The sequence below is a fragment of the Dyadobacter sp. BHUBP1 genome, from assembly GCF_050587785.1.
Lineage (GTDB): Bacteria > Bacteroidota > Bacteroidia > Cytophagales > Spirosomataceae > Dyadobacter.
Genome location: NZ_JBOBIH010000003.1, coordinates 927,937 through 948,250 on the forward strand (window position 1 = coordinate 927,937; position 20,314 = coordinate 948,250).

A 20,314-nucleotide genomic window follows, 5' to 3' on the forward strand; every position below is an offset into this window, starting at 1 on the left:
TTCCTACTTTTTGTTAGTCATTTTCATCAAACGCTTTTTCAACACCCGCTGATAAAGCAAATTATTCAGCCAGATGAAAATGATTACACCCAGGATGATAAACACCGCATTCAGTTTATAAGAGAAGCCCACGAATTTCTCCTTACCATCGAGTGAAAGTTCAAAGCGGAGCCAGGAGCGCTCGACGGTGGTGGTAACATGGTCGAAAGGAAGGGCTTCGTCGTAAACGATTTTGGTGATAAAACGGCCGGTTGTATCCATATAACCATACTTATCATCTATCCGGATCATCGAAACGCCATGGTTGTAATAGGAAGCAAAATCGTATTTCAGTGGGGTCCGTATCTTGCCCGACTTATCGATATGCCCGAATTTACCGTCAATAGCGACCGCAGAACGGTTTTCGACGGTAAAACCCGTGGCTTCGTCGTATAAATGCGGGATACGCAATTTGCCGGTTTTATCGATACAACCCCATTTTCCATTCTTTTTAACCCAAAATAAGCCGTTGGTAGGTTTGCGGGTATCGGTGTATTCAAACGGGACAATGAGATCGCCGGTGAAGGGACTAATATAACCGTACTTATCGCCATACTGCACGCGTTCCATCCCCTGGCCGGAGTATTTGTAATCGGGATCGATGTCGTCGAGTGCCACAGGGACTTTCAGCATCATATTTTTATCAATGATCCCATATTTGCCTTTGTAAAGGAAATGGTAAATAAATTTTGACGCTTTGATTTCCTTTTCGATGAAGCGGCTGAAATTGAAGTTCAGTATATGAAAATCCGTCGGCCTTTGTACCCACCATAAAACATCCTCTTTTGTGTCATGATTGCAGAGGAAATCGATATCGGAATCCTTGATCAGGTAGTCTTTGGTATAATGGTGAATAGGGATTTTGTAGATTTCATTTCCTTTGAGATCAATGTAGGAAAGTCCGTAATGTTTGCCGGATGGATATATAACCCAGGTTTTACCGTCGCGGAAGCGATCGGTGGAAGTGTATTTGGGTTCAATGACAATTTTCCCGCGTTTGTCGATAAAGCCGTGCAGGCCGTGTCCTTCCGGCCCCAGTTCCATCGGTACGAACTCGGCGAGGCCCTCGGCAAAGTCGCCGATGTCGCGGTAGGCGGGTGAGAGCTTACGGCCGCTTTTGTCGGTGATGAATGTCTCATACGACCGGCAGGGGATGCTCACCTTCTTCACGACATACACATCGTCGTATTCACGGTATTCATTGTATTCTTTCAGCCATGTTTTGTTGCCGACGGGCGTTGTCTGAGCCGCGGCCCAGGCCGATTGCAGCAGAAGAAACAGGCATGTAAGATGATAAAAAGTCGGTCGAAGCATTCAAAAAACGCAGGTTTCAGGTTAGTCGCGGCCACTACGCAGAACTATCTGCAAGTCGAGGAACGTGGCAGGCATTCAATTTTAACCTGCAAAAAACAAAAACTTGACAGGATTATCGATTTCCACAGGGGTAATTATTTGAGAAAATAGGTTTAAATTAACCTCGAATTTATTCAGAAATCATGTCGCTGGCCCGGAACGAACAGTTTTATTCGCGTTTGCCTGCCAACCATATTTCGTTGGGCGAACTGCTAACGGAAGAGCACCTTTTTTACAATGTGCCCGAGTCGTGGCATGTGGTGATTACCGACATCCGGAATTCGACCGGTGCCGTCGCGGGCGGAGTGCATGAGACGGTCAACCTGATTGCGACGGGCAGTATCGTGAGCGTACTGAATATCGCATTCAAGGCGGGCATTACCGTACCATTCTTTTTTGGCGGCGACGGGGCCACTTTCATCATGCCGCCTGCGATTGCCGACGCGGCCATGCGTGCGCTGGCTGTTTTCAGGAAAAATACCATGGAAAATTTTGCGCTCGATCTTCGCATCGGTATCGTCGCGGTGAGCGAAATTTATGCTAACGGATACGAGCTGAGACTTAGTAAATTGAGGGTGTCCGGCGCATTTTCGATTCCCGTCATACTGGGCGACGGACTGTATTATGCCGAAAAACTCATTAAAAGCGAGCATTACCGATTCGAGTACGAGCCCAAACCGGATGACGAGCTCGACTTGCGCGGCATGCAGTGCCGGTGGGACAAGATCGGTCCACCGGAAATGGACCAGGAAGTGGTGACGCTCCTCGTGACTGCCCCGGCCGGGAAAAAACAGGCGGAATTGTTCGCGAAGGTAATGGAGCATATCGACGGCATTTATGGGCCTTTTCCGAGTCGGCGGCCTATTTCTGTTGCGAGGCTGATTTGGCGGACGACTTTCAAAAAGATGGAAATGGAGATGCGGGTCAGGGAAGGGAGCACAAGCATGCTCGGCCTGGCGGCGTCCTGGATCGCCTGGCTCTTTGGTTACGTATACTTCCGGACGTCATATGGTAGAAGTTATCTCAACAGCCTGGTCGAAATGTCGGACACATTGGTCATCGACGGGAAGATCAACACGGTCATTACCGGCACACCAGCACAGCGTGAACGGCTTCAAGCCGCCCTTGACGCCATGGAAGCAGCGCGGGAGATTCATTACGGATTGCATGTGAGCGGCGAATCCGTCATGTCGTGCTACGTCCATGACCTCAAAGACGGCCATATTCATTTCATCGACGGCGCAGAGGGCGGTTATACCAAAGCGGCGGGGATGCTGAAACAGAAGTTGCGGAATGCGGAAGCTTAGCGGCTACTGCGGAGGGCCCACCGGTAGCATATTCTGTACGTCCACCGGGAAGCTGTCATATTTCTGGTACAATTGCAGGTATTTCGCCGGGTCGATCACCGGCTCGGTCAATATAGATTTCAACCCGCGGAAAAAGCCTTCCCGCTGCTGGCCGGGGTTGAATATGAGGTTAATCACCACGTCTTCGTCGGATTGATTGGAAAACCCGTGCGCGGTCATACGCGGGACGTACACCACAGCGCCCTCGTGCGCGCGGATGGGACCATCGGCCAGTTCGACTGTGAGCGTGCCTTTGCGGACAATGAATGTCTCGTCCATAAAACGGTGGTAATGCAATCGGGCTCCGATCGTGGCCGGGGCCAGTTTGATTTCGTAGACGCCCAACTGGTCATTTGAAATGTCGCTGGTGACCTTTAACGTGACGCTGTTGCCGCCCATGGCCAGCACTTCGCCTTCGCCCGGTGCGAAGAGGACGGCTTTATTTTCAAGGGTGTCTGTCAGGAAATCGGTTTCATTTTTCATAGCATTTGTCATTGTTTTGGTTTGAACAGGACAAATGTCGGGCTCCCGTCGGCCGAAAACATTTACAAATGTTGAGACTTCGGAAAATTACATTTCCGCACGGATGCGGCTGAGCTGGGTAGGGGTAATGCCGAGGTACGATGCGATTTCGTGCTGTTTGAGGCGCGGTTCGAGATTGGGATACTCTTTCAGGAAATTGGCATAACGTGTTTTGGCATTGTCGTACCGGAAGGAGATTTCCAGCGGTTCCTTTTCGATGATCCAATGGAGCTCCATATACCGGATATAGAATGCGGCCAGGTCGTGATGCTTCTCGGTAAGGGATTTGAAATCGTAGAAGTTATATTCCAAGGTCTCCGTAGGTTCAAGCGCCCTGATCGCGAAAATGCTCGGAGAATGCGTGAGCATGGCAGGTAGGGAGCCTGCAAAATGGTTTTCGGGGAAAAACTTCTTGACCACCATATCCCCGTCCGGCGACGCATAGTATTGTGAAAGGAGCCCTTTTACCACAAATCCGACGTTTTTAGGCGTTTGCCCTTCTTTCAAAAAGTAATCGCCCTTCGCATAGCAATGCGGCTTGACGAGCTTCGCCAGATCTTCCATTGCTTCTTCCGAAAGCTTGCCATAAGTATCAAATTTCGCGCGGAGCTGCTGCATTTGTTTTGGTAATAATGAGGAAATAAGGTTGCGATAGTATTCAGGTAAGCAGGTTTATTAAAACTATGACAATAATTACACGGTACAAAATCCAAGTTATGGTCGGCCAGTAACCTATTCCAAGCAGCCTGGACCGCCGCACGTGCTCCCGGATCATCAGTGCAATGATGATTAAACCGCTAATTCCGGCGATTTGCCAGCTAAGATTGAGGAGCATACAGGTAAGCGTCGTCAAAAAAAAGACTAATGCCCCTGCAAGAGAGATCGTTGTGAGATTCCCGAGATAATCCCATATTTTGCTTTTTTTGCCGAGCATTAACATGAGACATTGGAGCAAAATATGCCCGGCACAGATTGCAAACTCCCCAACGAACATTTCGCTGGTAATAGTGCCGCCCAGTAACGAGGGGTAGGTAGCCATCACCAACGACGTAACAACCCACCCCAATATTATCCACGCGATGCGATACTTCGCATTAAATGACGGCTGGTACCCAAATTTATTTTTAGATGCCGCTGCCGGGATGATCACGCGGCGGTTGTAGGAAATGAATGCGTAGGCTTTCGAGGCAATCCATAAAAACGGTTTCCAGCGGAATAATGGCGCGAGGAGCGGGATAGCATTTCCGCAGACTTTCAGCAGGCTTTCGATGCCGTAGGTAACTTCTCCGGTGGCCTGATTGACGAGCGCTATTTCGTTGACGGCGCGTTGCCAATCGAGATTGGGGCAGGCCGCGCCTGCATATTCCTGATAAGCCTCGCGACCGTGGGCGTCCAGCAGGCCGTTGCGCACAAATGCGCCCGTGTACAGATCGCACATCGGGCATTCGGCGTCGTACAAAATGGTGTAGCTATGCAGTGTTTTCATTTGTATAGTATATTTTGAATTTTCAGAAAAAATTGAAAGTTTAATTTAAAAAAAATATTATTTAAACAATTTGAAAATACTACCCCAAAACCAGCTCTCTTCCGCACCCAGCATGGTTTCCAGGGTTTTATCGACGTTTTTAGCCAGCTTGTTGATGTCCGTAACCGACTTGTTGAACGTGCTGAATTCGGGATCGCTGGCATCACCGGTCACCTTCGAGAGCTCGTCGAGTACCTTGATAACCGGCTCCAACTCACGTTTACGACGTTCTTTGGCTACTTGTTTGGCGATATTCCAGACGTCTTTGTCCGCAAAGAAATATTCCTTCCGCTCACCCGGCTTGTGTTGCTTTTCGATCAGGCCCCAGCCGATCAGATCGCGGAGCGTCATGTTGGCATTGCCGCGCGAAATGCTGAGCGTTTCCATGATTTCCTCGGTCGTAAGCGGGTCGGGAGAGATCAGGAGTAACGCATGGACCTGCGCCATGGTGCGGTTAATGCCCCATTCCGAGCCCAATTTGCCCCATGATTCGATAAATTTCCGTTTCGCGTCTTCGAGTTCCATGTTTCAAAGGTAGTGATGTATTTAAACTTTCAAAACTTTTTGAAAGTTTAAATACTAAAATTCTGCATTTGCCGGGTAAGGCAATAGAAAGTAAATCTGAACCGCAGTTGACTTGTAATCCGGCAGGAAATTGGCTGCTGTTTTAACCCAAACCCGATTTACCATGAAACGTTTTGTCATAAAAGGCCTCGCCGGGCTTGTGCTTCTAGTCATTTGCAATGCGTCAAGACCGCACAGGCCTGGTGCCGCGGCGGTAGTGAAGGTAGTGGAGGCATTTCCCAAACTGCATTTCGATTATCCCGTTGATCTTACCCACTCGAACGACGGTTCCAACCGGCTTTTTGTGCTGGAACAGGAAGGAACGATCCGTGTTTTCGAAAACGCCGCGGCAACGTCATCGGCAAAAGTGTTTCTCGATATCAAAAAACTGGTGAGTTATGGCGGTGAGGCAGGGTTATTGGGTCTCGCTTTTCACCCTGACTATAAAAACAATGGCTATTTCTTCCTGAATTACACCACGAAAGTATCGGGCAAGCTCGAAACGGCCATTGTACGCTATAAAGCGAGTGCCAGCGATCCCAATCAGGCCGACCCAGCAAGTGCAACGGTGCTTTTTACATTTGATCAGCCTTTTGACAATCACAATGGGGGAGCTGTGAAATTTGGCAAGGATGGCTACCTCTACATTTCCACAGGCGACGGCGGCAGTTGGGGCGACCCGGGCAATAACGGCCAGAACAAAAGCTCCTGGCTAGGGAAGATTCTGCGTGTGGATGTGAACAGCAAGACAAAGGGCAACTACGGAATTCCGGCCGATAACCCGTTTGCGGGCAACAAGGAAGGATTCAGAGAGGAAATATATGCCTATGGCCTGCGGAACCCGTGGCGGATTAGCTTCGATGATGCCACCAATACGCTTTGGGCCGGAGATGTGGGGCAGAACAAACGGGAGGAGATCGATATCATCGTTAAAGGCGGCAACTATGGCTGGCGGTTAAAGGAAAGTATCGACTGCTATAACCCCAAGCGCGATTGCAATGCCGAAGGGCTGATCGACCCTGTGCTGGACCTGCCGCAGGCTAACGGCGAGCATTCGGTCACGGGCGGGTTTGTGTACCGCGGCAAGGCGGTGTCGTCGCTCGCGGGCAAATATGTATTCGGCGATTACGTAAGCGGGCGACTTTTCGCGCTAGAAACCCAAAATGGCAAAGCGGTTCAGAACAGCATTATTGCCGAAGGCGTAGGGCAAATATCCGCCTTCGGCACCGACCAATCCGACGAACTTTATATCTGCAACTACGGCACAGGAAAAATCATGAAATTGGCGCAGCCTTAATCTGGCTTGCTTATGGCGAAATAGCGGGTTGGGAGCCTGGCGGTAACGTAGGAATTGGTGAGGCGCTGTGTCGCACAATGCTGAAAAACAGCGGTTGTTCCTCCGACAATAAAATCGGTAGCGCCGGTAATTGAAAATCCAGTCAGAGAAAGCATTACTACACTGCAAAATTTTCTAAGTGTTATTTTATTATTATTTTTCATACATATTGTTCTAAATGATTGGATTCATTTTGCAATGCCATGGAAGCCCTTATCGTTTTTGCCCTCTATTTGTATTCGCATTTAGGAACCGACTTGCATAGAAATCGATATTATGCAGTCGATGACAGCCGTTTTTTTGCATTACCCAAATGCAATGAGCTGATTCCGTTGCGAAATCCAGACACGCTTTTTCTGGACGCGGCCGTTTTTCATGCCAGTAATGAAATGAGACGAAAACATGATTTACCGCCATTTGAATATGACCCCGGTTTGTACCTGGCATCGTCCGGGCATGCCACTGCGATGGTGTATCGCATGTTTTTCAACCATACCAACCCTTACAGCCCTTACGAACGCACGGCGCAGCGGCGGGTGGAATTATATACCAAAAGATTTAAAAGGGTTGCCGAAAACATCGGCAAATACCAGACACTGGTAAGCGGCGATTTTATGATCGCAAGATGGGACCGTCGCTTGAATCAATATGAATTCTTAAATGAAAGCGACCAAAAACGCTGTATTCCGTACACTTATGCGGCCTACGCGCGGTTTGTTGTGGAGCAATGGATGGCGTCGCCTCCTCACCGTGTTAACTTATTAAATCCCGCATATACTTATTTGGGTTGCGCCGCCCGGCTGTCGCCCGAACCTTATCTTCATAAAAAAGCTCCTTACGGAAGCCTCGTGCAGAACTTCGGCGGGGAACGCTGAATGATTTAATGTATAAATTCGTAGAATTGCCATTAATGACATTTTACGGATTGATCTGCAAGTAATGTTTGAGGAACTCAAAACCCATTTTGACAAGCTGGTATCGCTCACACCCGAAGAGTTTGCCTACGTCAGTTCGCATTTTACGAGCCGTAAATTCAGGAAACACCAATTCGTTGTCCAGCAAGGCTCGCCGGTAAGTCATGACTTTTTTGTGGTGAAAGGCCTGTTGAAATCCTCGTTTATCAATGAGCAGGGGAAAGAGCATATTCTTCAACTGGCGATGGAAGACTGGTGGATCTCCGACTACCAGGCATACTTCAACCAAACCGACGCCACGCTCGATATTACCTGCGTGGAGGATGTGGAAGTGCTTTGTCTGTCGCTGGCGAACCGCGAAAAGCTTTGCAGCGAGCTGCACCGGATCGAGCACTTTTTCAGGAAAAAGTCGAATGCCGGCTATGTTGCCCTGCAAAGGCGCATTCTGTCATTTATGAACCAAAGCGCCGCCGAACGGTATCACGAATTGCTGCAAATGTACCCTTCGCTGGCACAGCGCCTGCCCAAGACGTTGCTGGCCTCTTACCTGGGCGTCTCTCGCGAAACACTCAGCCGGCTGTCTGCCTAGTGTGATGTACATCACACCAAACTTGTGACCTTCTTCCTGTCGCTTCCCGGGTGCGGGCAGCAATTTTGCATTGTCAAAACAATTCAGGAAAACATGGCAAACGCTTTGGTAAAACTCGCCCTCGCGGCTTCTGTGATCAGTTCGAACAGTGACGCGATAGCCCAGACAGGACAAAAAATGGAAAAGAAAATTCTCTTCGTGGTAACGAGCCACGATACGAAAGGCAGTACCGGCGAACCTACCGGATATTATCTCAGCGAAGTGTCCCATCCGTGGGAAGTGTTGAGTGATGCGGGATATGAGGTTGATTTTGTGAGCCCGAAAGGCGGCAAGGCACCGGTGGACGGTTTAGATCTGACGGACCCAGTCAACAAGAAATTTTGGGACAATGCGCAGGCCCGCCAAAAGGTGGAGAACACCCTCACCCCCGACGCCGTAAAACCGCAGGATTACCAGGCGATTTTCTACGCCGGAGGCCACGGGGCGATGTGGGATTTAGCCGACGACGCGAAAATCGCGGCCATTGCATCTGAGATTTACGCGCAAAATGGCGTGGTGGCGGCTGTTTGCCATGGCCCGGCGGGGCTGGTCAATATCAAACTCGCCGATGGGAGTTATCTCGTCAATGGCAAAAAAATCAATGCATTCACCAATGAGGAAGAGTTGGCGGTAGGAATGGAGAAGGTAGTGCCTTTCGCATTGGAATCGCGGCTGATTGAACGTGGGGCGAAATTCGAGAAATCGGGCAACTGGCAGACGCATGTCGTGACCGATCACCGGGTGATTACCGGGCAAAACCCCCAGTCGGCGAAAGCAGTAGGACTGGCGATGCTTGAAGTATTGGGGAAATAAGAGACAGGCATTATTGAGCGAGCCGGTACCCGAAGGCAGGAATGGTTTTGGGTGCCGGCTTTTGTATGTAAATTAGCACTTATCTCTGTTCAAGTTCCCACTGTAACACTAAACCTGCATTGAAAAGCTTTACAAGTATGCGCTGGTTGTGGGCCGTTTTGCTGGCCGCGCCATTCTTCCTTCAATCTCTCCCTGAAAAGCAGCCCGCCCCCAGGCCTGCCGCCAAACCCAATATCCTGTTCATTTTCGCCGACGATCAGCGCGCCGACGCGCTGGGGATAGCCGGCAACAGCGTGGTGAAAACGCCGAATATCGACCAGCTGGCGAAATCGGGAACGCGGTTTGCGAATTGCTACGTCATGGGTGGGCATCACGGGGCAATCTGCGCGCCCAGCCGCGCGATGCTCATGAGCGGGAAGAGTCTTTTCCATGTTTACGATATGCTCGACGGCGTTCATACCATGCCCCAGCATTTCGCGGAAAATGGGTATGAAACTTTCGGCACCGGTAAATGGCATAACGGCGGGCAAACCTTCGAAGCCTCGTTTCAGAAGGGTAAGGCAGTCATGCTGGGCGGTATGAGCGACCATTTCCAGGTGCCTGTGCGGGATTTGAACAATGGCAAGCTCGGCGAGCCGGTAGTGAAAGGATTTTCTACCGACATTTTCACCGAAGCAGCGCTTTCTTATATTGATGAATATGCAAAAGGCGAAAAGACTAAGCCGTTCTTCTGCTACATTGCTTATACCGCGCCGCACGATCCGCGTTCGCCGCGAGAAGATTATATCGGTAAATACCCCGAAAAGGACATTCCATTGCCTGGGAATTTCAAGCCGGTGCACCCATTCGACTACGGTGAGGCGCAGGTTCGTGACGAAAACCTGGCGCCCTGGCCGCGTACGCCGGAAATCATCAAAGCCACATTGTCCGACTACTATGGCCTGATCAGTCACCTCGACGCCCGCGTGGGCGACATTGTCCGGTCATTGAAGGAAAAGGGGCTTTACGATAACACGATCATCGTTTATGCCGCTGATAACGGCCTGGCGGTGGGTAGCCACGGATTGCTCGGCAAGCAAAGCCTGTACGAACACAGCATGAAGGTACCTTTCATTATCACAGGACCAGGTATTCCAAAAAGCCGGGTGTCCGATGCGCTCGTGTACCTCTACGATATTTTTCCGACGCTGGCATCGTTGACAGGCCTACCCGAACCTGAGACGGTCGACGGCAAAAGCCTCTCGGAAGTGGTCAGCGGAAAATCCAAAGGCGTGAGGGAAAGCAGTTTTACGGCTTACCGAAACCTGATCAGGGCGGTGCGTGATGAGGAATGGAAGCTTATCCGCTATCCGAACCGCGATTACACCCAGCTTTTCAACCTCAAAAAAGACCCGCTGGAAACGGAAAACTTATCTGGCAAAGCAGAATACCGTCAGAAGGAGGAAAGTTTGAAAAAACTGCTGATCCAGTGGCAGCAGCAAACCGGGGATACCGTGGCCTACACGGCCAAAACGATTCTGCCGATGCAATACGACCCCACGAAGTACGACCGGACCATGGACAAATTCCAGCCGAAGTACACGCAGGATCGGTATTTTAAGAAGTAGGTTTTGAAAATGGACCCGATTGATCTCAAAACGGCCCCTTCCCGTTCACATGGTCGGCGTGTTTGGCGGCGCCGGGCATTTCGCCACGTTTGTCCTTTGCGGGAAGCGGTTCGCCGGTTTGGCGGTCGTACCAGTCGGGGGTAAGGTGTTCCGGGACGGTGTCGCCGGTGTCGTTCTGCCATTGGGCCAGCACCTTTTTTAATGCCTGGATTTGCGAGGCATAGGCATTGTTTTCCATCAGGTTCTCCGCTTGTGCCGGGTCTTTGAAATTGTCGAAGAACTCTTCCGATGGTCGCGGTACCTTCAATGCATCTTCCTGCAATGGACTTAGATTGCCGGATTTCCGCGCGGCTTTCAGTGCTTTGGCCGACGGGCTCTGGTTAGCGTCGATCGGGCCGCCGTTGTCTAGTTTGGGCCTTTTATTGATGATGTATAAAAAATCCTTCGTGCGAACGGCGCGCTCGTAAGCCTCGTAGTCGTGCCAGTTGTGTTCGGCGAAAACGTATTTTCTGAACTCCTGGGCCGGATTTTTGAATAATTGTGCGAAGCTTCTGCCCTGAAATGTCGGCCCGGCGTCGACACCTGCGAGCGCCAGCAATGTGGGGGCAATATCCACCGCGCTGAGCAGGCTCTGGCAAGTCTGGCCGGCCCCAATTCCGCCCGGCCATTTTGCGAGGAAAGGTGCTTTAATGCCGGCATCCGTCAGTCGCGTTTTGCTTCCGGGAAACGGCCGGCCGTTGTCCGCCGTGAAAATGATGAGGGTATTCTCTGAAAGCCCCTGGGCTGCCAGCTCTTTTTCAAGTTCTCCCACATAGTGGTCCAGCCGGGCGATTTCATTGTAATAGGCCACCAGGTCCTCCCGCGTCTCGCGAGTATCCACGAGCGTAGGCGGCACCTCCACGTCGCGTACGGGATCGTGTTGCGGGCCGTTGGTCGAAGCGGACCAGGGCCGGTGCGCATCGTAGGGTGCCAGCCAGAAGAAGAACGGCTTGGTCCGGGGCCGGGATTTCAGGAGATTAATCCATTGTGCTTCACCGCCTTCGCCATTTTGCGCCTGGTTCACCAGCAAGGTATCGTAAGCGCGGCGCGTGTTGGGGCCCTCGTGCCATTTACCGGCCAACGCCGTGTAATATCCTTTCTGTTTCAGGAGTTCAGGAAAGTATTTCAAATGGGCGGGCAACGGTGAATGCAACTCGGCCGCACCGGTATTGTGGGGGTAACGGCCTGTAAGAATGCTCGCACGGCTGGGACTGCAAGAGCTGGCCGTGAGGAACATATTGGTGAACTTGATCCCTTCAAGCGCGAGCTTGTTGAGGTTCGGCGTCTTTACTTTGCCATTGCCATAGGCGCCGATGTCGTCCCAACTGATATCGTCACCGATGATGAATATGATATTGACCGGCTGTGCTGCCTGCGCGACGATGCCCGTCAAAAGCAATACAATCAGAAGAAGATAGCGGCGTGTCATGTTTCTGCATTAGTTTAAAATGCCCAATACACTTACGAAAAGTCATTTAACTATAAATTTTTCAAAAAAATTCACAAAAAATTTGCGTAGCTAAGTGGCTACATATAAATTCGTAGCCAAATAACTACGCAATGAACCTGAGACGAGATGTTTTTCAAGCCATAGCAGACCCTACGAGAAGGGCGATCCTGCTGCTGTTGGCGTCGCAATCCCTGACGGCGGGGGCGATTGCCTCGAACTTCGATACCGCCAGACCTACGGTTTCCAAGCATTTGCAGATACTGACCGAATGCGAACTGCTGAAACAGGAGCAGACCGGCCGGGAAATTCACTATCACTTAAATCCCAGCAAAATGAAAGAGATCGCCGACTTCATCGAGCCTTTCCGGCAAATGTGGGATGACCGGTTCAACAAGCTGGAATCCATTATGAAAAACTATCAATCCAAAAAGTAGCAGAACATGGAAATGAAAACGAAAATCAATGCTGAGGACGGCCGGCAGGACCTGGTGATCACCCGGGAGTTTGATCTGCCGCTGGACTTGCTCTTCAAAGCGTACGTGGAGCCGGAAATCGTGGAGCAATGGATGGGTACCAAAGTGGTGAAACTCGAATGCAAACCCCACGGAAGCTGGCAGTATGAAACGTCCGACGCGCAGGGTAATGTGGTATTGAGAACGAATGGGGTCATCCATGAGTTTGTACCGGAGCAAAGGATCACGCGTACATTTCAGATGGAGAATACGCCCTTCCCCGTGCAGCTTGAATTTCTCGTGTTCGAAAAACTTGCCGAAAACACCAGCAAGCTTACGATGCAGATTGTGTATAAATCACCGGCCGACCGCGAGGCCATGCTGAAACTGCCATTTGCGAAAGGTATCAATATGGCGCACAACCGGTTGGAACAAGTTATCAAACAATTAATATAAACTACCATGGAAAAGAGAAACAGAATTATTTACTGGATTTTTACCGCCTGGCTCGCCCTGGGAATGACTTCGACCGGCATTGTACAGCTTATGAAAATGAAGGAAGAAGTAGATATGTTCGCACGCCTGGGCTATCCGGAATACCTGCTGACGATCATCGGTGTCTGGAAAATTTTGGGCGTGGTAGCAGTACTTATTCCTAAATTCCCGCTTCTGAAAGAATGGGCGTACGCAGGGTTCTTCTTTTGTATGTCTGGCGCGATTGTCTCTCACATAGCACTCGGCGACCCGATCGGTGAGGTGGCGCCGCCGCTTTTGCTGCTCGTATTGACCATCATATCGTGGTATTTCCGGCCGGCAAGCAGAAGGTTGGTCCCTGTTCAAATTTAAAAGCACTTTATCATGAATAGCAAAGTCGATGCATATGTAGTCCAGGCAGGACAATGGCGGGAAATAATAGAGGAACTGCGAACCATCGCGATAGACTGCGGGCTGACCGAGGAGTTTAAATGGGGCAAACCTTGCTACTCGTTCGAAGGGACTAACATCGTGGTTATTCAGGGTTTCAAGGCCTATTGCGCATTGCTATTCATGAAAGGTTACCTGCTGAGCGACCCTGAGAACATTCTCATCAAAACGGGCGAAAATACGAAGGTCGGACGGCAGATTCGCTTCGCCACGGCGGAGGATGTTGTCGCCCTGGAACCGGTGCTGAAAGCCTACATCCGCGAAGCGGTGCAAGCCGAGCAATCGGGTGTGAAGGTGAGGATCGATAAATCATTACCTACGCCGCCAGAATTGCAGGAAACCTTCGACGAAATACCCGCATTGAAAAGAGCTTTCGATGCATTGACGCCCGGACGGCAGCGGGCATATATTATCTATTTCACTGCCTCAAAACAATCCCAGACCCGCCAGCTCCGCATCGAGAAAAACATCGAGCGGATCCTGAATGGCAAAGGTTTGAACGACTAGCGTTTTTTAGAGACTTTTAATTAAAAGAAAATACATTATGGCCATTGATAAAAAAGAATTGTCGGCGGAAGGCCGCGACGAACTGTTCAAGACCTTAAAAGCACGTTTTGAAAAACATAAAAACCGCCACGAGGGCATTCAATGGGCCGACGTGGAGGCGAGGTTAAATGCTAAAAGCGAAAAGCTGTGGTCGCTGGATCAAATGGAGCTTACAGGCGGCGAACCGGATGTGATCGGTTTCGACAAAAAGACGGGCGAATACATTTTCTGCGACTGCGCACCCGAAAGTCCCAAAGGGCGCAGGAGCCTCTGCTACGACCGCGACGCGTGGAATTTCAGGAAGGAACACAAGCCGGAAAACACCGCATTGGACATAGCCGCCGAAATAGGTATTGAAATCCTCGATGAAGCCGAATACCGCCATTTGCAGACGCTCGGAAAGTTCGATCTCAAGACGTCGAGCTGGGTCAAAACGCCGGCCGATATCCGTAAACTCGGCGGCGCGGTATTCTGCGACCGCCGGTACGACACGGTTTTCTATTATCACAACGGCGCGGAGTCATATTATGCCGCCAGAGGGTTCCGCGGGACGCTGCGCGTGTAACAATGGTAAGCTATAAGCTGTAAGCGTATGGCCTATATCCACAGCTTACAGCTTATAGCCTAAAGCCCCAACCCCAAAACGAATCCATTGATCGCCTGCAGCTCATCACCAGAAAGTGTGATATTCATTGCCTGCGCGTTCGAAACAGCTTGTTCTGCATTGCGCGCGCCTGCGAGCACGACGGTAATGCCCTTTTGAAGCGTGGTCCAACGAAGTACCAGCTGGGTGAGCGTCGCATTCTTTTCTTCGGCAATCGGCGAAAGTTTTTCGAGCAGCGCCTGCACTCTGGCGAGGTCGAACTGGCCGAAATAGCCATTCCGATGGTCGTCGCTTTTCAGGGATTCGTTCCGGAAATATTTGCCCGACAGCAGCCCTCTTTCCATAGGGCTGTAAGCGATGATTCCGATATTATTCTCCACCGTGTAAGGGACCAGCTCGGTCTCGATAGCGCGGTTCAGCATGCTGAAAGCCACCTGGTTGGAGGCCGGTACGAATGTCTTGGATGCATCTTTCAGCAATGGCAGGCCATGGTTGGAGACGCCCGCCGCACGGATCTTTCCTTGTTGAATGAGCATTTCCATTGCCTCCATCGTCTCGTCGATAGGCGTGGTAATGTCCGGCCAGTGCTGCTGCAACAAGTCGATATAGTCGGTATTCAGCCTTTTGAGGCTTTCCTCCACTTCTTTAATGATATTCGCTTTCGAGGAGTACTTGTAAACCGAAAGATTTTGGCCATTGTCCTCCATATCAAAGAAATGCATTCCTTTTCCGTGGTTACTGCCATCCCAGACGAGCCCGAATTTGGTCAGGATCTGTACCTTTGTCCGGTCTTTGCCTTTCAGTGCTTCCGCAATCAGCTGTTCACTCAGTCCGAAACCGTAAAATGGAGCGGTGTCCAGCGAAGTAACCCCATGATCGATTGACGCATGAATGGCTTCAATCGAATCTTTCTTCTCATTTCCGCCCCACATCGTGCCGCCGATCGCAAATGCGCCATAGGTAATCGCTGATAGTTCAAGGTCGGTATTTCCTAATTTTCTGTATTCCATTTTGATCAATATGATATTTGTGGCTACAAAATTCCACTGGATTAATGTATCCTCAAAATAACATAGATCATAGGTTTCTATAAGTACGGTGATAGATGATTCCTGACACGGCCGGCATACTTCAAATAGACAGCCTGCCCGTTAAAGCTAACTGCTAGTTGCTCGCCTGGTTTTCCATGTAACCTCCCGTCTCTTTTTTTTCAAAATCAAGCGATTTTTACAGCTACTTTCCAGGTTTCAATTTATATTTGTGAAATTTATTTAAACTAATTATAAATAATTGATTCCAAATTTCTCATAACCAATAGCCTGAGACGCGTTTGTTCCCGAATGCGGTCTTTGAATCAATCTTATGTTTAGTACGATCTGTCTACTCTTTCTCCTCGGGTTCATGTTCTGGATGAACACGTCCACGCGCATTCCCTGGACCGATAAAAACGAGGTAATGGCCTTTATGGCCACTAATCGAGTGTATAGCCGCTCGGCCGCTGGCGCATTGTTTCTGATTGCCACTGCGCTTTGCGTCAGTTTACTTGGGGTAGGGAGCGGCTTGTTTGCCGCGGTGGTGATCCTGATGATGGCCGGCTCGGTATCCGTGCTGCTTTTTCCGTTCCGCTACTTCGGCTCGGCGGGAGTTGCGATACTTTACCTGTGTGCATTGACGCTCGAACTTGCTACCAACTGATTTATGCCTGCCAATAAGAAATATCTGACCAAATCACCCTGGCTGCGGCTGAGCAAAATTCTCGCCGGCAGCGTCGGCGGATATGCCGTTATGATGAGCCTGCATTTGTTTTTTGCGGCTTTCCTGCCCAAAGAAAATGTCATTATCACGGCCTGTTTCACGGGCTATCTCCTTTGGGCGTTCCTGTTGCTTTACGCATTCATCGCTACGAACGTATGGCGTGTGTGGGGACTTTACATTCTCCTGACTCTCGTGTTTGCGCTGCCTTATCTACTGAAATTCAACTTCAACCATGGATCCTAGGAAGTATAACATCTATTTTCACACCCACACGATCAGCGGGATCATCATTGCCGCATTGTTGTACGTCATATTTTTCGCCGGGTCTTTTTCCTTTTTCAAAGACGACATTGCTGCCTGGCAAAAGGGGAGGTCGGAAGTAGGGCAGCGATTTGATCCACCCTACAATCACCTGCTCGATTCGCTTTCACAGCATTATAACCTCAGGGGGCGTAACTTCAATTTTTACTTGCTTCGCCAGGGACAGGGGACATATGTGGATATGACGGCCTCGCAGGATACGACCATCAGCAAACCCAAGCTGAAACCTAAAAAGGAGGGAGGACGAAGGAGAAAAGGGCGGGGGGGCGACGATGACGCGGCTTATTTTCGCTACCATTTTGCCGATAAGAAAGCGGGTGATTATTCCGACAGCTACGACATGGCTGAATTCCTGTACCGTCTGCATTTCCTGGCGCAGCTGAATCAGGTTGGTATCAATATCGGCACACCGTTTGGTTACCTGGTGGCGGGTATCGTCGCATTTCTTTTCCTGTTTGCGCTGATTACGGGTTTGTTACTGCATTGGGACAAGATCAAATCCAATTTCTTCCTGTTTAGGCCGATGAGCAAATGGAAGACCGTCTGGACTGACATGCATACCGCTCTGGGCGTGATCGGTTTCCCGTTCCAGCTGGTATTTGCGGTGACGGGCGTCGTGCTGATCGTGAACTATGTGTTGCTGGCTCCATTTGCCAACCTGCTTTACAACGGCGACTCCGACAAGTTGTATGAAAGCCTGCAATACAACAAGACCATTAAGGTGGATTATACCTACAAGCCTATGAACGGAACGTTCGACATGGACGCATTTGTAGGGAAATGGCAGAAGGAGTGGAAAGACGCCCAAATCTCGCGCATTTACATCCGCAATTACATGGACGAGAGTATGCAGGTAAGTCTCGAAGCAAAGCCGAACGCGGAGACCAACTTCGCCGGATCGGGATTTGCGACGGTCAACATCGCCAGTGGAAAAGTGCTGGAACAAAAGTCGCCTAATACCGACGGCAACTATATCGACGGCGTCAAGAGCCTGGTGTACCATCTGCATTTTGGGGATTTTGGCGGGAAGCCGCTGCGGATCGTGTTCTTCTTGCTGGGACTGATGGGCTGCGCCGTAATTATTTCGGGTATTATGATCTGGCTCGTGGCACGCGACAAGGTCGCTACTGAACTCCGCAAGCGCCGGTTCAATTTCTGGGCGAGCAACTTCTTCCTGGCGGCTTGTCTGAGCATGCTGCCTGTGACGGCATTTACATTTATCATGGTCAAAATGCTTAACCACGTCGATCAGGCCGTGATTTACCGTACCTATTTTTACAGCTGGCTTGTGCTGGGTATTTACCTGATGGTCCTTCGGAGCCTGCCGCGGATGAACCGTCATACCTTGATCCTTTCGACTGTTCTTTGCCTGGGCGTACCCATCGCGAACGGCATTTCCACAGGCCTTTGGATCTGGAACACCTGGCAGCAGGGCGCTTTCGACATTTTCTTTATCGACGCACTGTTCATCGTCCTCGCCGGCTCGTGCGCGTATGCATTCACCCGCGTGAATGCGGAGGCGAAGACTTTCAAGGTGCTGAGTTTGCGCAAAGCGCCCGAGAAAGTGTTAAAAGCAACCGTAGTCAGAGAATAACTGCGTCACCGGGTGACTCCTCACCGGGTGACTCCTCACCGGGTGACGCCTCACCGGGTGACGCCTCACCGGGCTGGTTTTGCCGTTGGTAATCCTCGCCCCATGCACAAAGCGAATCCATAATGGGGATGAGGCTTTTGCCGAGCTCCGTCAATTTATACTCCACCCGTGGCGGTGACTCTGCATAAGCTTCGCGCAGCAGAATACCGTCCCGTTCCAATTGTTTCAGCTGTGCCGTAAGCGTCGCCTGCGTAATGTGGGGAAGCTTGCGGCGCAGCACACCGAAACGCATCGGGCACTCTTCCCGGATCCTGTTCAGGAGCATCAGCTTCCATTTCCCGCCAATGATGTCGAGCGCAATATTCATCGGATTATTTTTTTCTGAAAAAGATGCAGAATCTGCATTTGTAACCGGTTGATCTACATTAATAGTATCATTCGCCATACCTGGTATCGTCTTATAAACTACTTGATTACGAGCGTTGGTTGCCTGATTTTTGGCTGCAATGAATGCGGACCGACCATTTCGGAACGCCCTGATCATCCAACAACGCAATGAACATACAAATTTCAAAATGGCTTCTGCTGGCCATTATTTCGTCATCGGTATTCCTGTCGGTGATGGACATTTTCATCGTAAATGTGGCGATCCCACATATTAAAACGGGCATTCAAGGCGCGGATAGCGATATCCAGCTCGTGATTGCACTCTATTTGCTGGGCTACGCGAGTTTTCTGGTGACAGGTGGCCGGGCGGGGGATTATTTTGGTAAAAAGAAGGTCTTTGTAGTGGCAATGCTCATGTTTGTGGTAACGTCGGCGGTGTGCGGGTTTGCGCAAATGCCCTGGCAACTGAATGCCGCCCGGTTTTTCCAGGGCGTCAGCGCTGCGTGGATGATCCCGCAGGGCATTACCTACATTCAGGAGCTGTTTCCCGCTGGTCGGGAGCGCGTCAAAGCCCTTGGTATTTACGGGACTATCGCTGGAAGCGCCTCGGTGATCGGCCAGTTTCTGGGAGGTATCCTGCCTGAAACGGACACGTTGCTGGAAGGCTGGCGGCTTATTTTTCTTATTAACTTACCCATAGGCCTGCTGGTGGTACCGATGGCGCTGTTTCTTTTGCCTCCCGACCGGCGTGGGCAGCGTAGCCGGTTCGATTTTTCGGGCGTACTCCTGCTCACGGGAGCGCTCGTGTGCCTGATATACCCGCTCATACGCGGACGCGAACTGAGCTGGCCGTTGTGGTGCATCTTAATGCTCGTCGCAGGAGGTATTTTGCTGGTACTTTTTGCAGGCAACCAAGAACAAAAGCGGCTGAAAGGCCGGTTGCCCTTACTGGACGTCCGGTTATTCGGTTTCCGGGATTTCAACATCGGGATGGCCGTTGTCCTGTTTTATTTCATGGTCCAGGATTCTTATTTCCTGATCAATGTCGTGCTGCTTGAAACGGGCCTAGGGTTCAGTTCCGCAGAAACGGGGATGTTCTTCGTGTTTCAGGGAGTTGGTTATGTGATCGCTTCGCTGGTTTCGTTGCGGCTGGTTCCGCTGTTTGGCAAGAAAGTATTGCAAGTCGGCGTGCTGATCATGATTGGTACATTGGTACTGCATATCGTCGTGCTGGATGGCCCGGAGGCTGATCGGCAGCTGCTATACCCGATTCTTTTCGCCTATGGCACAGGCTGCGGTTCGGTACTACCTTCGCTGCTGGCTGTCGGATTGAAAAATATACCCGTAGAACTCGCAGGAGCCGCGTCCGGAACCTTTTCCACCTTTCAGCAAACGGCAATTGCGCTGGGAATCGGGGTAATAGGAGGGGTTTTCTTTTCGAGTCTCGGCGCATCGCCGGATGTGGCGGCATACATTTCGGCATACCGCATTGCTACCGTCACCAATATGGCATTGCTAGTGCTGGTGGGGTTCTTTTTGTGGCTTTTACCTCCGACATAACTTTTTAAATACTTTGCTGCCGATTGTTTATTATT

General features: G+C 50.5%; 23 protein-coding genes. 15 read left to right on the plus strand and 8 right to left on the minus strand.

Annotated features, from left to right (window positions below; translation table 11 throughout):
- Positions 1-3 precede the first annotated feature (3 nt).
- Positions 4-1,353 (minus strand): WG repeat-containing protein, encoded by a 1,350-nt coding sequence (locus ACQ4MZ_RS16155; protein WP_430846205.1) that lies wholly within the window; start codon positions 1,351-1,353, stop codon positions 4-6.
- Between the two features lie 182 nt (positions 1,354-1,535).
- Here ACQ4MZ_RS16155 and ACQ4MZ_RS16160 point away from each other — a divergent pair, with 182 nt between their 5' ends.
- A complete protein-coding gene (locus tag ACQ4MZ_RS16160) occupies positions 1,536-2,699 on the plus strand; it encodes a DUF3095 domain-containing protein (RefSeq protein WP_430846207.1) in 1,164 nt (387 codons plus the stop codon).
- Between the two features lie 3 nt (positions 2,700-2,702).
- Here ACQ4MZ_RS16160 and ACQ4MZ_RS16165 read toward each other — a convergent pair whose 3' ends face one another.
- The 4 genes from ACQ4MZ_RS16165 to ACQ4MZ_RS16180 form a co-directional block, all read right to left on the minus strand.
- Positions 2,703-3,221 (minus strand): cupin domain-containing protein, encoded by a 519-nt coding sequence (locus ACQ4MZ_RS16165; RefSeq protein WP_430846209.1) that lies wholly within the window; start codon positions 3,219-3,221, stop codon positions 2,703-2,705.
- 87 nt (positions 3,222-3,308) lie between these two features.
- Positions 3,309-3,878, minus strand: coding sequence for a Crp/Fnr family transcriptional regulator (locus tag ACQ4MZ_RS16170; RefSeq protein ID WP_430846211.1), 570 nt, complete (start codon positions 3,876-3,878; stop codon positions 3,309-3,311).
- A gap of 40 nt (positions 3,879-3,918) precedes the next feature.
- Positions 3,919-4,746 carry a DCC1-like thiol-disulfide oxidoreductase family protein gene (locus ACQ4MZ_RS16175; RefSeq protein WP_430846213.1) on the minus strand — a complete coding sequence of 276 codons (828 nt, stop codon included), beginning with the start codon at positions 4,744-4,746 and terminating at the stop codon, positions 3,919-3,921.
- Positions 4,747-4,803: 57 nt separating this feature from the next.
- Entirely contained in the window at positions 4,804-5,310 is a 507-nt protein-coding gene (locus tag ACQ4MZ_RS16180; protein WP_430846215.1) for a GbsR/MarR family transcriptional regulator, read from the minus strand.
- Positions 5,311-5,473: 163 nt separating this feature from the next.
- Between ACQ4MZ_RS16180 and ACQ4MZ_RS16185 the strand changes: the two genes are divergently transcribed.
- The 5 genes from ACQ4MZ_RS16185 to ACQ4MZ_RS16205 all read left to right on the plus strand — a co-directional run bounded on the left by ACQ4MZ_RS16185 (position 5,474) and on the right by ACQ4MZ_RS16205 (position 10,647).
- Positions 5,474-6,646: a PQQ-dependent sugar dehydrogenase gene (locus ACQ4MZ_RS16185; RefSeq protein WP_430846217.1), complete on the plus strand. Its 1,173-nt coding sequence runs from the start codon at positions 5,474-5,476 to the stop codon at positions 6,644-6,646.
- Between the two features lie 428 nt (positions 6,647-7,074).
- On the plus strand, positions 7,075-7,560 hold the full coding sequence (locus ACQ4MZ_RS16190) for a CAP domain-containing protein (RefSeq protein WP_430846219.1): 486 nt from the start codon (positions 7,075-7,077) through the stop codon (positions 7,558-7,560).
- A gap of 64 nt (positions 7,561-7,624) precedes the next feature.
- Positions 7,625-8,188 (plus strand): Crp/Fnr family transcriptional regulator, encoded by a 564-nt coding sequence (locus ACQ4MZ_RS16195; RefSeq protein ID WP_430846221.1) that lies wholly within the window; start codon positions 7,625-7,627, stop codon positions 8,186-8,188.
- A gap of 93 nt (positions 8,189-8,281) precedes the next feature.
- Positions 8,282-9,040, plus strand: a complete 759-nt coding sequence (locus ACQ4MZ_RS16200; RefSeq protein WP_430846223.1) for a type 1 glutamine amidotransferase domain-containing protein — start codon at positions 8,282-8,284, stop codon at positions 9,038-9,040.
- A 137-nt stretch (positions 9,041-9,177) separates the two neighbouring features.
- The gene (locus ACQ4MZ_RS16205) at positions 9,178-10,647 is read left to right on the plus strand and encodes a sulfatase-like hydrolase/transferase (protein ID WP_430846225.1); all 1,470 of its coding nucleotides are present in this window, start codon (positions 9,178-9,180) and stop codon (positions 10,645-10,647) included.
- A gap of 25 nt (positions 10,648-10,672) precedes the next feature.
- On the opposite strand, the gene ACQ4MZ_RS16210 is transcribed toward ACQ4MZ_RS16205, so the two are convergent.
- Positions 10,673-12,115 carry a sulfatase family protein gene (locus ACQ4MZ_RS16210; protein ID WP_430846227.1) on the minus strand — a complete coding sequence of 481 codons (1,443 nt, stop codon included), beginning with the start codon at positions 12,113-12,115 and terminating at the stop codon, positions 10,673-10,675.
- 131 nt (positions 12,116-12,246) lie between these two features.
- Here ACQ4MZ_RS16210 and ACQ4MZ_RS16215 point away from each other — a divergent pair, with 131 nt between their 5' ends.
- The 5 genes from ACQ4MZ_RS16215 to ACQ4MZ_RS16235 are packed head-to-tail and all read left to right on the plus strand — an operon-like array spanning position 12,247 to position 14,623.
- Complete coding sequence (locus tag ACQ4MZ_RS16215) at positions 12,247-12,570, plus strand: ArsR/SmtB family transcription factor (RefSeq protein WP_430846229.1); 324 nt, start codon at positions 12,247-12,249, stop codon at positions 12,568-12,570.
- A 6-nt stretch (positions 12,571-12,576) separates the two neighbouring features.
- Positions 12,577-13,044 carry an SRPBCC domain-containing protein gene (locus ACQ4MZ_RS16220; RefSeq protein WP_430846231.1) on the plus strand — a complete coding sequence of 156 codons (468 nt, stop codon included), beginning with the start codon at positions 12,577-12,579 and terminating at the stop codon, positions 13,042-13,044.
- 6 nt (positions 13,045-13,050) lie between these two features.
- Positions 13,051-13,434 carry a DoxX family protein gene (locus ACQ4MZ_RS16225; RefSeq protein WP_430846233.1) on the plus strand — a complete coding sequence of 128 codons (384 nt, stop codon included), beginning with the start codon at positions 13,051-13,053 and terminating at the stop codon, positions 13,432-13,434.
- A 12-nt stretch (positions 13,435-13,446) separates the two neighbouring features.
- Complete coding sequence (locus ACQ4MZ_RS16230) at positions 13,447-14,019, plus strand: YdeI/OmpD-associated family protein (RefSeq protein ID WP_430846235.1); 573 nt, start codon at positions 13,447-13,449, stop codon at positions 14,017-14,019.
- A 37-nt stretch (positions 14,020-14,056) separates the two neighbouring features.
- On the plus strand, positions 14,057-14,623 hold the full coding sequence (locus ACQ4MZ_RS16235; protein ID WP_430846237.1) for a DUF4256 domain-containing protein: 567 nt from the start codon (positions 14,057-14,059) through the stop codon (positions 14,621-14,623).
- Positions 14,624-14,682: 59 nt separating this feature from the next.
- On the opposite strand, the gene ACQ4MZ_RS16240 is transcribed toward ACQ4MZ_RS16235, so the two are convergent.
- Positions 14,683-15,672 carry an aldo/keto reductase gene (locus ACQ4MZ_RS16240; protein ID WP_430846239.1) on the minus strand — a complete coding sequence of 330 codons (990 nt, stop codon included), beginning with the start codon at positions 15,670-15,672 and terminating at the stop codon, positions 14,683-14,685.
- A 352-nt stretch (positions 15,673-16,024) separates the two neighbouring features.
- On the opposite strand from ACQ4MZ_RS16240, the gene ACQ4MZ_RS16245 reads away from it, so the two are divergent.
- Genes ACQ4MZ_RS16245 through ACQ4MZ_RS16255 form a run of 3 tightly spaced genes read left to right on the plus strand, consistent with a single transcriptional unit; the run spans position 16,025 to position 18,332 of the window.
- Positions 16,025-16,357 (plus strand): hypothetical protein, encoded by a 333-nt coding sequence (locus ACQ4MZ_RS16245; RefSeq protein ID WP_430846241.1) that lies wholly within the window; start codon positions 16,025-16,027, stop codon positions 16,355-16,357.
- 3 nt (positions 16,358-16,360) lie between these two features.
- Positions 16,361-16,660, plus strand: coding sequence for a hypothetical protein (locus ACQ4MZ_RS16250; RefSeq protein WP_430846243.1), 300 nt, complete (start codon positions 16,361-16,363; stop codon positions 16,658-16,660).
- On the plus strand, positions 16,650-18,332 hold the full coding sequence (locus ACQ4MZ_RS16255) for a PepSY-associated TM helix domain-containing protein (protein ID WP_430846245.1): 1,683 nt from the start codon (positions 16,650-16,652) through the stop codon (positions 18,330-18,332). The genes ACQ4MZ_RS16250 and ACQ4MZ_RS16255 overlap by 11 nt, the downstream gene beginning before the upstream one ends.
- Here ACQ4MZ_RS16255 and ACQ4MZ_RS16260 read toward each other — a convergent pair.
- Positions 18,322-18,699, minus strand: a complete 378-nt coding sequence (locus ACQ4MZ_RS16260; RefSeq protein ID WP_430846247.1) for a winged helix-turn-helix transcriptional regulator — start codon at positions 18,697-18,699, stop codon at positions 18,322-18,324. The genes ACQ4MZ_RS16255 and ACQ4MZ_RS16260 overlap by 11 nt on opposite strands.
- Before the next feature lie 188 nt (positions 18,700-18,887).
- Between ACQ4MZ_RS16260 and ACQ4MZ_RS16265 the strand changes: the two genes are divergently transcribed.
- The gene (locus tag ACQ4MZ_RS16265) at positions 18,888-20,279 is read left to right on the plus strand and encodes an MFS transporter (RefSeq protein WP_430846249.1); all 1,392 of its coding nucleotides are present in this window, start codon (positions 18,888-18,890) and stop codon (positions 20,277-20,279) included.
- Positions 20,280-20,314: the final 35 nt, after the last annotated feature.

Bases quoted from the DNA above. Each gene is read 5' to 3' on its own strand.
- ACQ4MZ_RS16155 (WP_430846205.1), bottom strand. From the start codon at position 1,353: ATGCTTCGACCGACTTTTTATCATCTTACATGCCTGTTTCTTCTGCTG.
- ACQ4MZ_RS16160 (WP_430846207.1), top strand. From the start codon at position 1,536: ATGTCGCTGGCCCGGAACGAACAGTTTTATTCGCGTTTGCCTGCCAAC.
- ACQ4MZ_RS16165 (WP_430846209.1), bottom strand. From the start codon at position 3,221: ATGAAAAATGAAACCGATTTCCTGACAGACACCCTTGAAAATAAAGCC.
- ACQ4MZ_RS16170 (WP_430846211.1), bottom strand. From the start codon at position 3,878: ATGCAGCAGCTCCGCGCGAAATTTGATACTTATGGCAAGCTTTCGGAA.
- ACQ4MZ_RS16175 (WP_430846213.1), bottom strand. From the start codon at position 4,746: ATGAAAACACTGCATAGCTACACCATTTTGTACGACGCCGAATGCCCG.
- ACQ4MZ_RS16180 (WP_430846215.1), bottom strand. From the start codon at position 5,310: ATGGAACTCGAAGACGCGAAACGGAAATTTATCGAATCATGGGGCAAA.
- ACQ4MZ_RS16185 (WP_430846217.1), top strand. From the start codon at position 5,474: ATGAAACGTTTTGTCATAAAAGGCCTCGCCGGGCTTGTGCTTCTAGTC.
- ACQ4MZ_RS16190 (WP_430846219.1), top strand. From the start codon at position 7,075: ATGAGACGAAAACATGATTTACCGCCATTTGAATATGACCCCGGTTTG.
- ACQ4MZ_RS16195 (WP_430846221.1), top strand. From the start codon at position 7,625: ATGTTTGAGGAACTCAAAACCCATTTTGACAAGCTGGTATCGCTCACA.
- ACQ4MZ_RS16200 (WP_430846223.1), top strand. From the start codon at position 8,282: ATGGCAAACGCTTTGGTAAAACTCGCCCTCGCGGCTTCTGTGATCAGT.
- ACQ4MZ_RS16205 (WP_430846225.1), top strand. From the start codon at position 9,178: ATGCGCTGGTTGTGGGCCGTTTTGCTGGCCGCGCCATTCTTCCTTCAA.
- ACQ4MZ_RS16210 (WP_430846227.1), bottom strand. From the start codon at position 12,115: ATGACACGCCGCTATCTTCTTCTGATTGTATTGCTTTTGACGGGCATC.
- ACQ4MZ_RS16215 (WP_430846229.1), top strand. From the start codon at position 12,247: ATGAACCTGAGACGAGATGTTTTTCAAGCCATAGCAGACCCTACGAGA.
- ACQ4MZ_RS16220 (WP_430846231.1), top strand. From the start codon at position 12,577: ATGGAAATGAAAACGAAAATCAATGCTGAGGACGGCCGGCAGGACCTG.
- ACQ4MZ_RS16225 (WP_430846233.1), top strand. From the start codon at position 13,051: ATGGAAAAGAGAAACAGAATTATTTACTGGATTTTTACCGCCTGGCTC.
- ACQ4MZ_RS16230 (WP_430846235.1), top strand. From the start codon at position 13,447: ATGAATAGCAAAGTCGATGCATATGTAGTCCAGGCAGGACAATGGCGG.
- ACQ4MZ_RS16235 (WP_430846237.1), top strand. From the start codon at position 14,057: ATGGCCATTGATAAAAAAGAATTGTCGGCGGAAGGCCGCGACGAACTG.
- ACQ4MZ_RS16240 (WP_430846239.1), bottom strand. From the start codon at position 15,672: ATGGAATACAGAAAATTAGGAAATACCGACCTTGAACTATCAGCGATT.
- ACQ4MZ_RS16245 (WP_430846241.1), top strand. From the start codon at position 16,025: ATGTTTAGTACGATCTGTCTACTCTTTCTCCTCGGGTTCATGTTCTGG.
- ACQ4MZ_RS16250 (WP_430846243.1), top strand. From the start codon at position 16,361: ATGCCTGCCAATAAGAAATATCTGACCAAATCACCCTGGCTGCGGCTG.
- ACQ4MZ_RS16255 (WP_430846245.1), top strand. From the start codon at position 16,650: ATGGATCCTAGGAAGTATAACATCTATTTTCACACCCACACGATCAGC.
- ACQ4MZ_RS16260 (WP_430846247.1), bottom strand. From the start codon at position 18,699: ATGAATATTGCGCTCGACATCATTGGCGGGAAATGGAAGCTGATGCTC.
- ACQ4MZ_RS16265 (WP_430846249.1), top strand. From the start codon at position 18,888: ATGAACATACAAATTTCAAAATGGCTTCTGCTGGCCATTATTTCGTCA.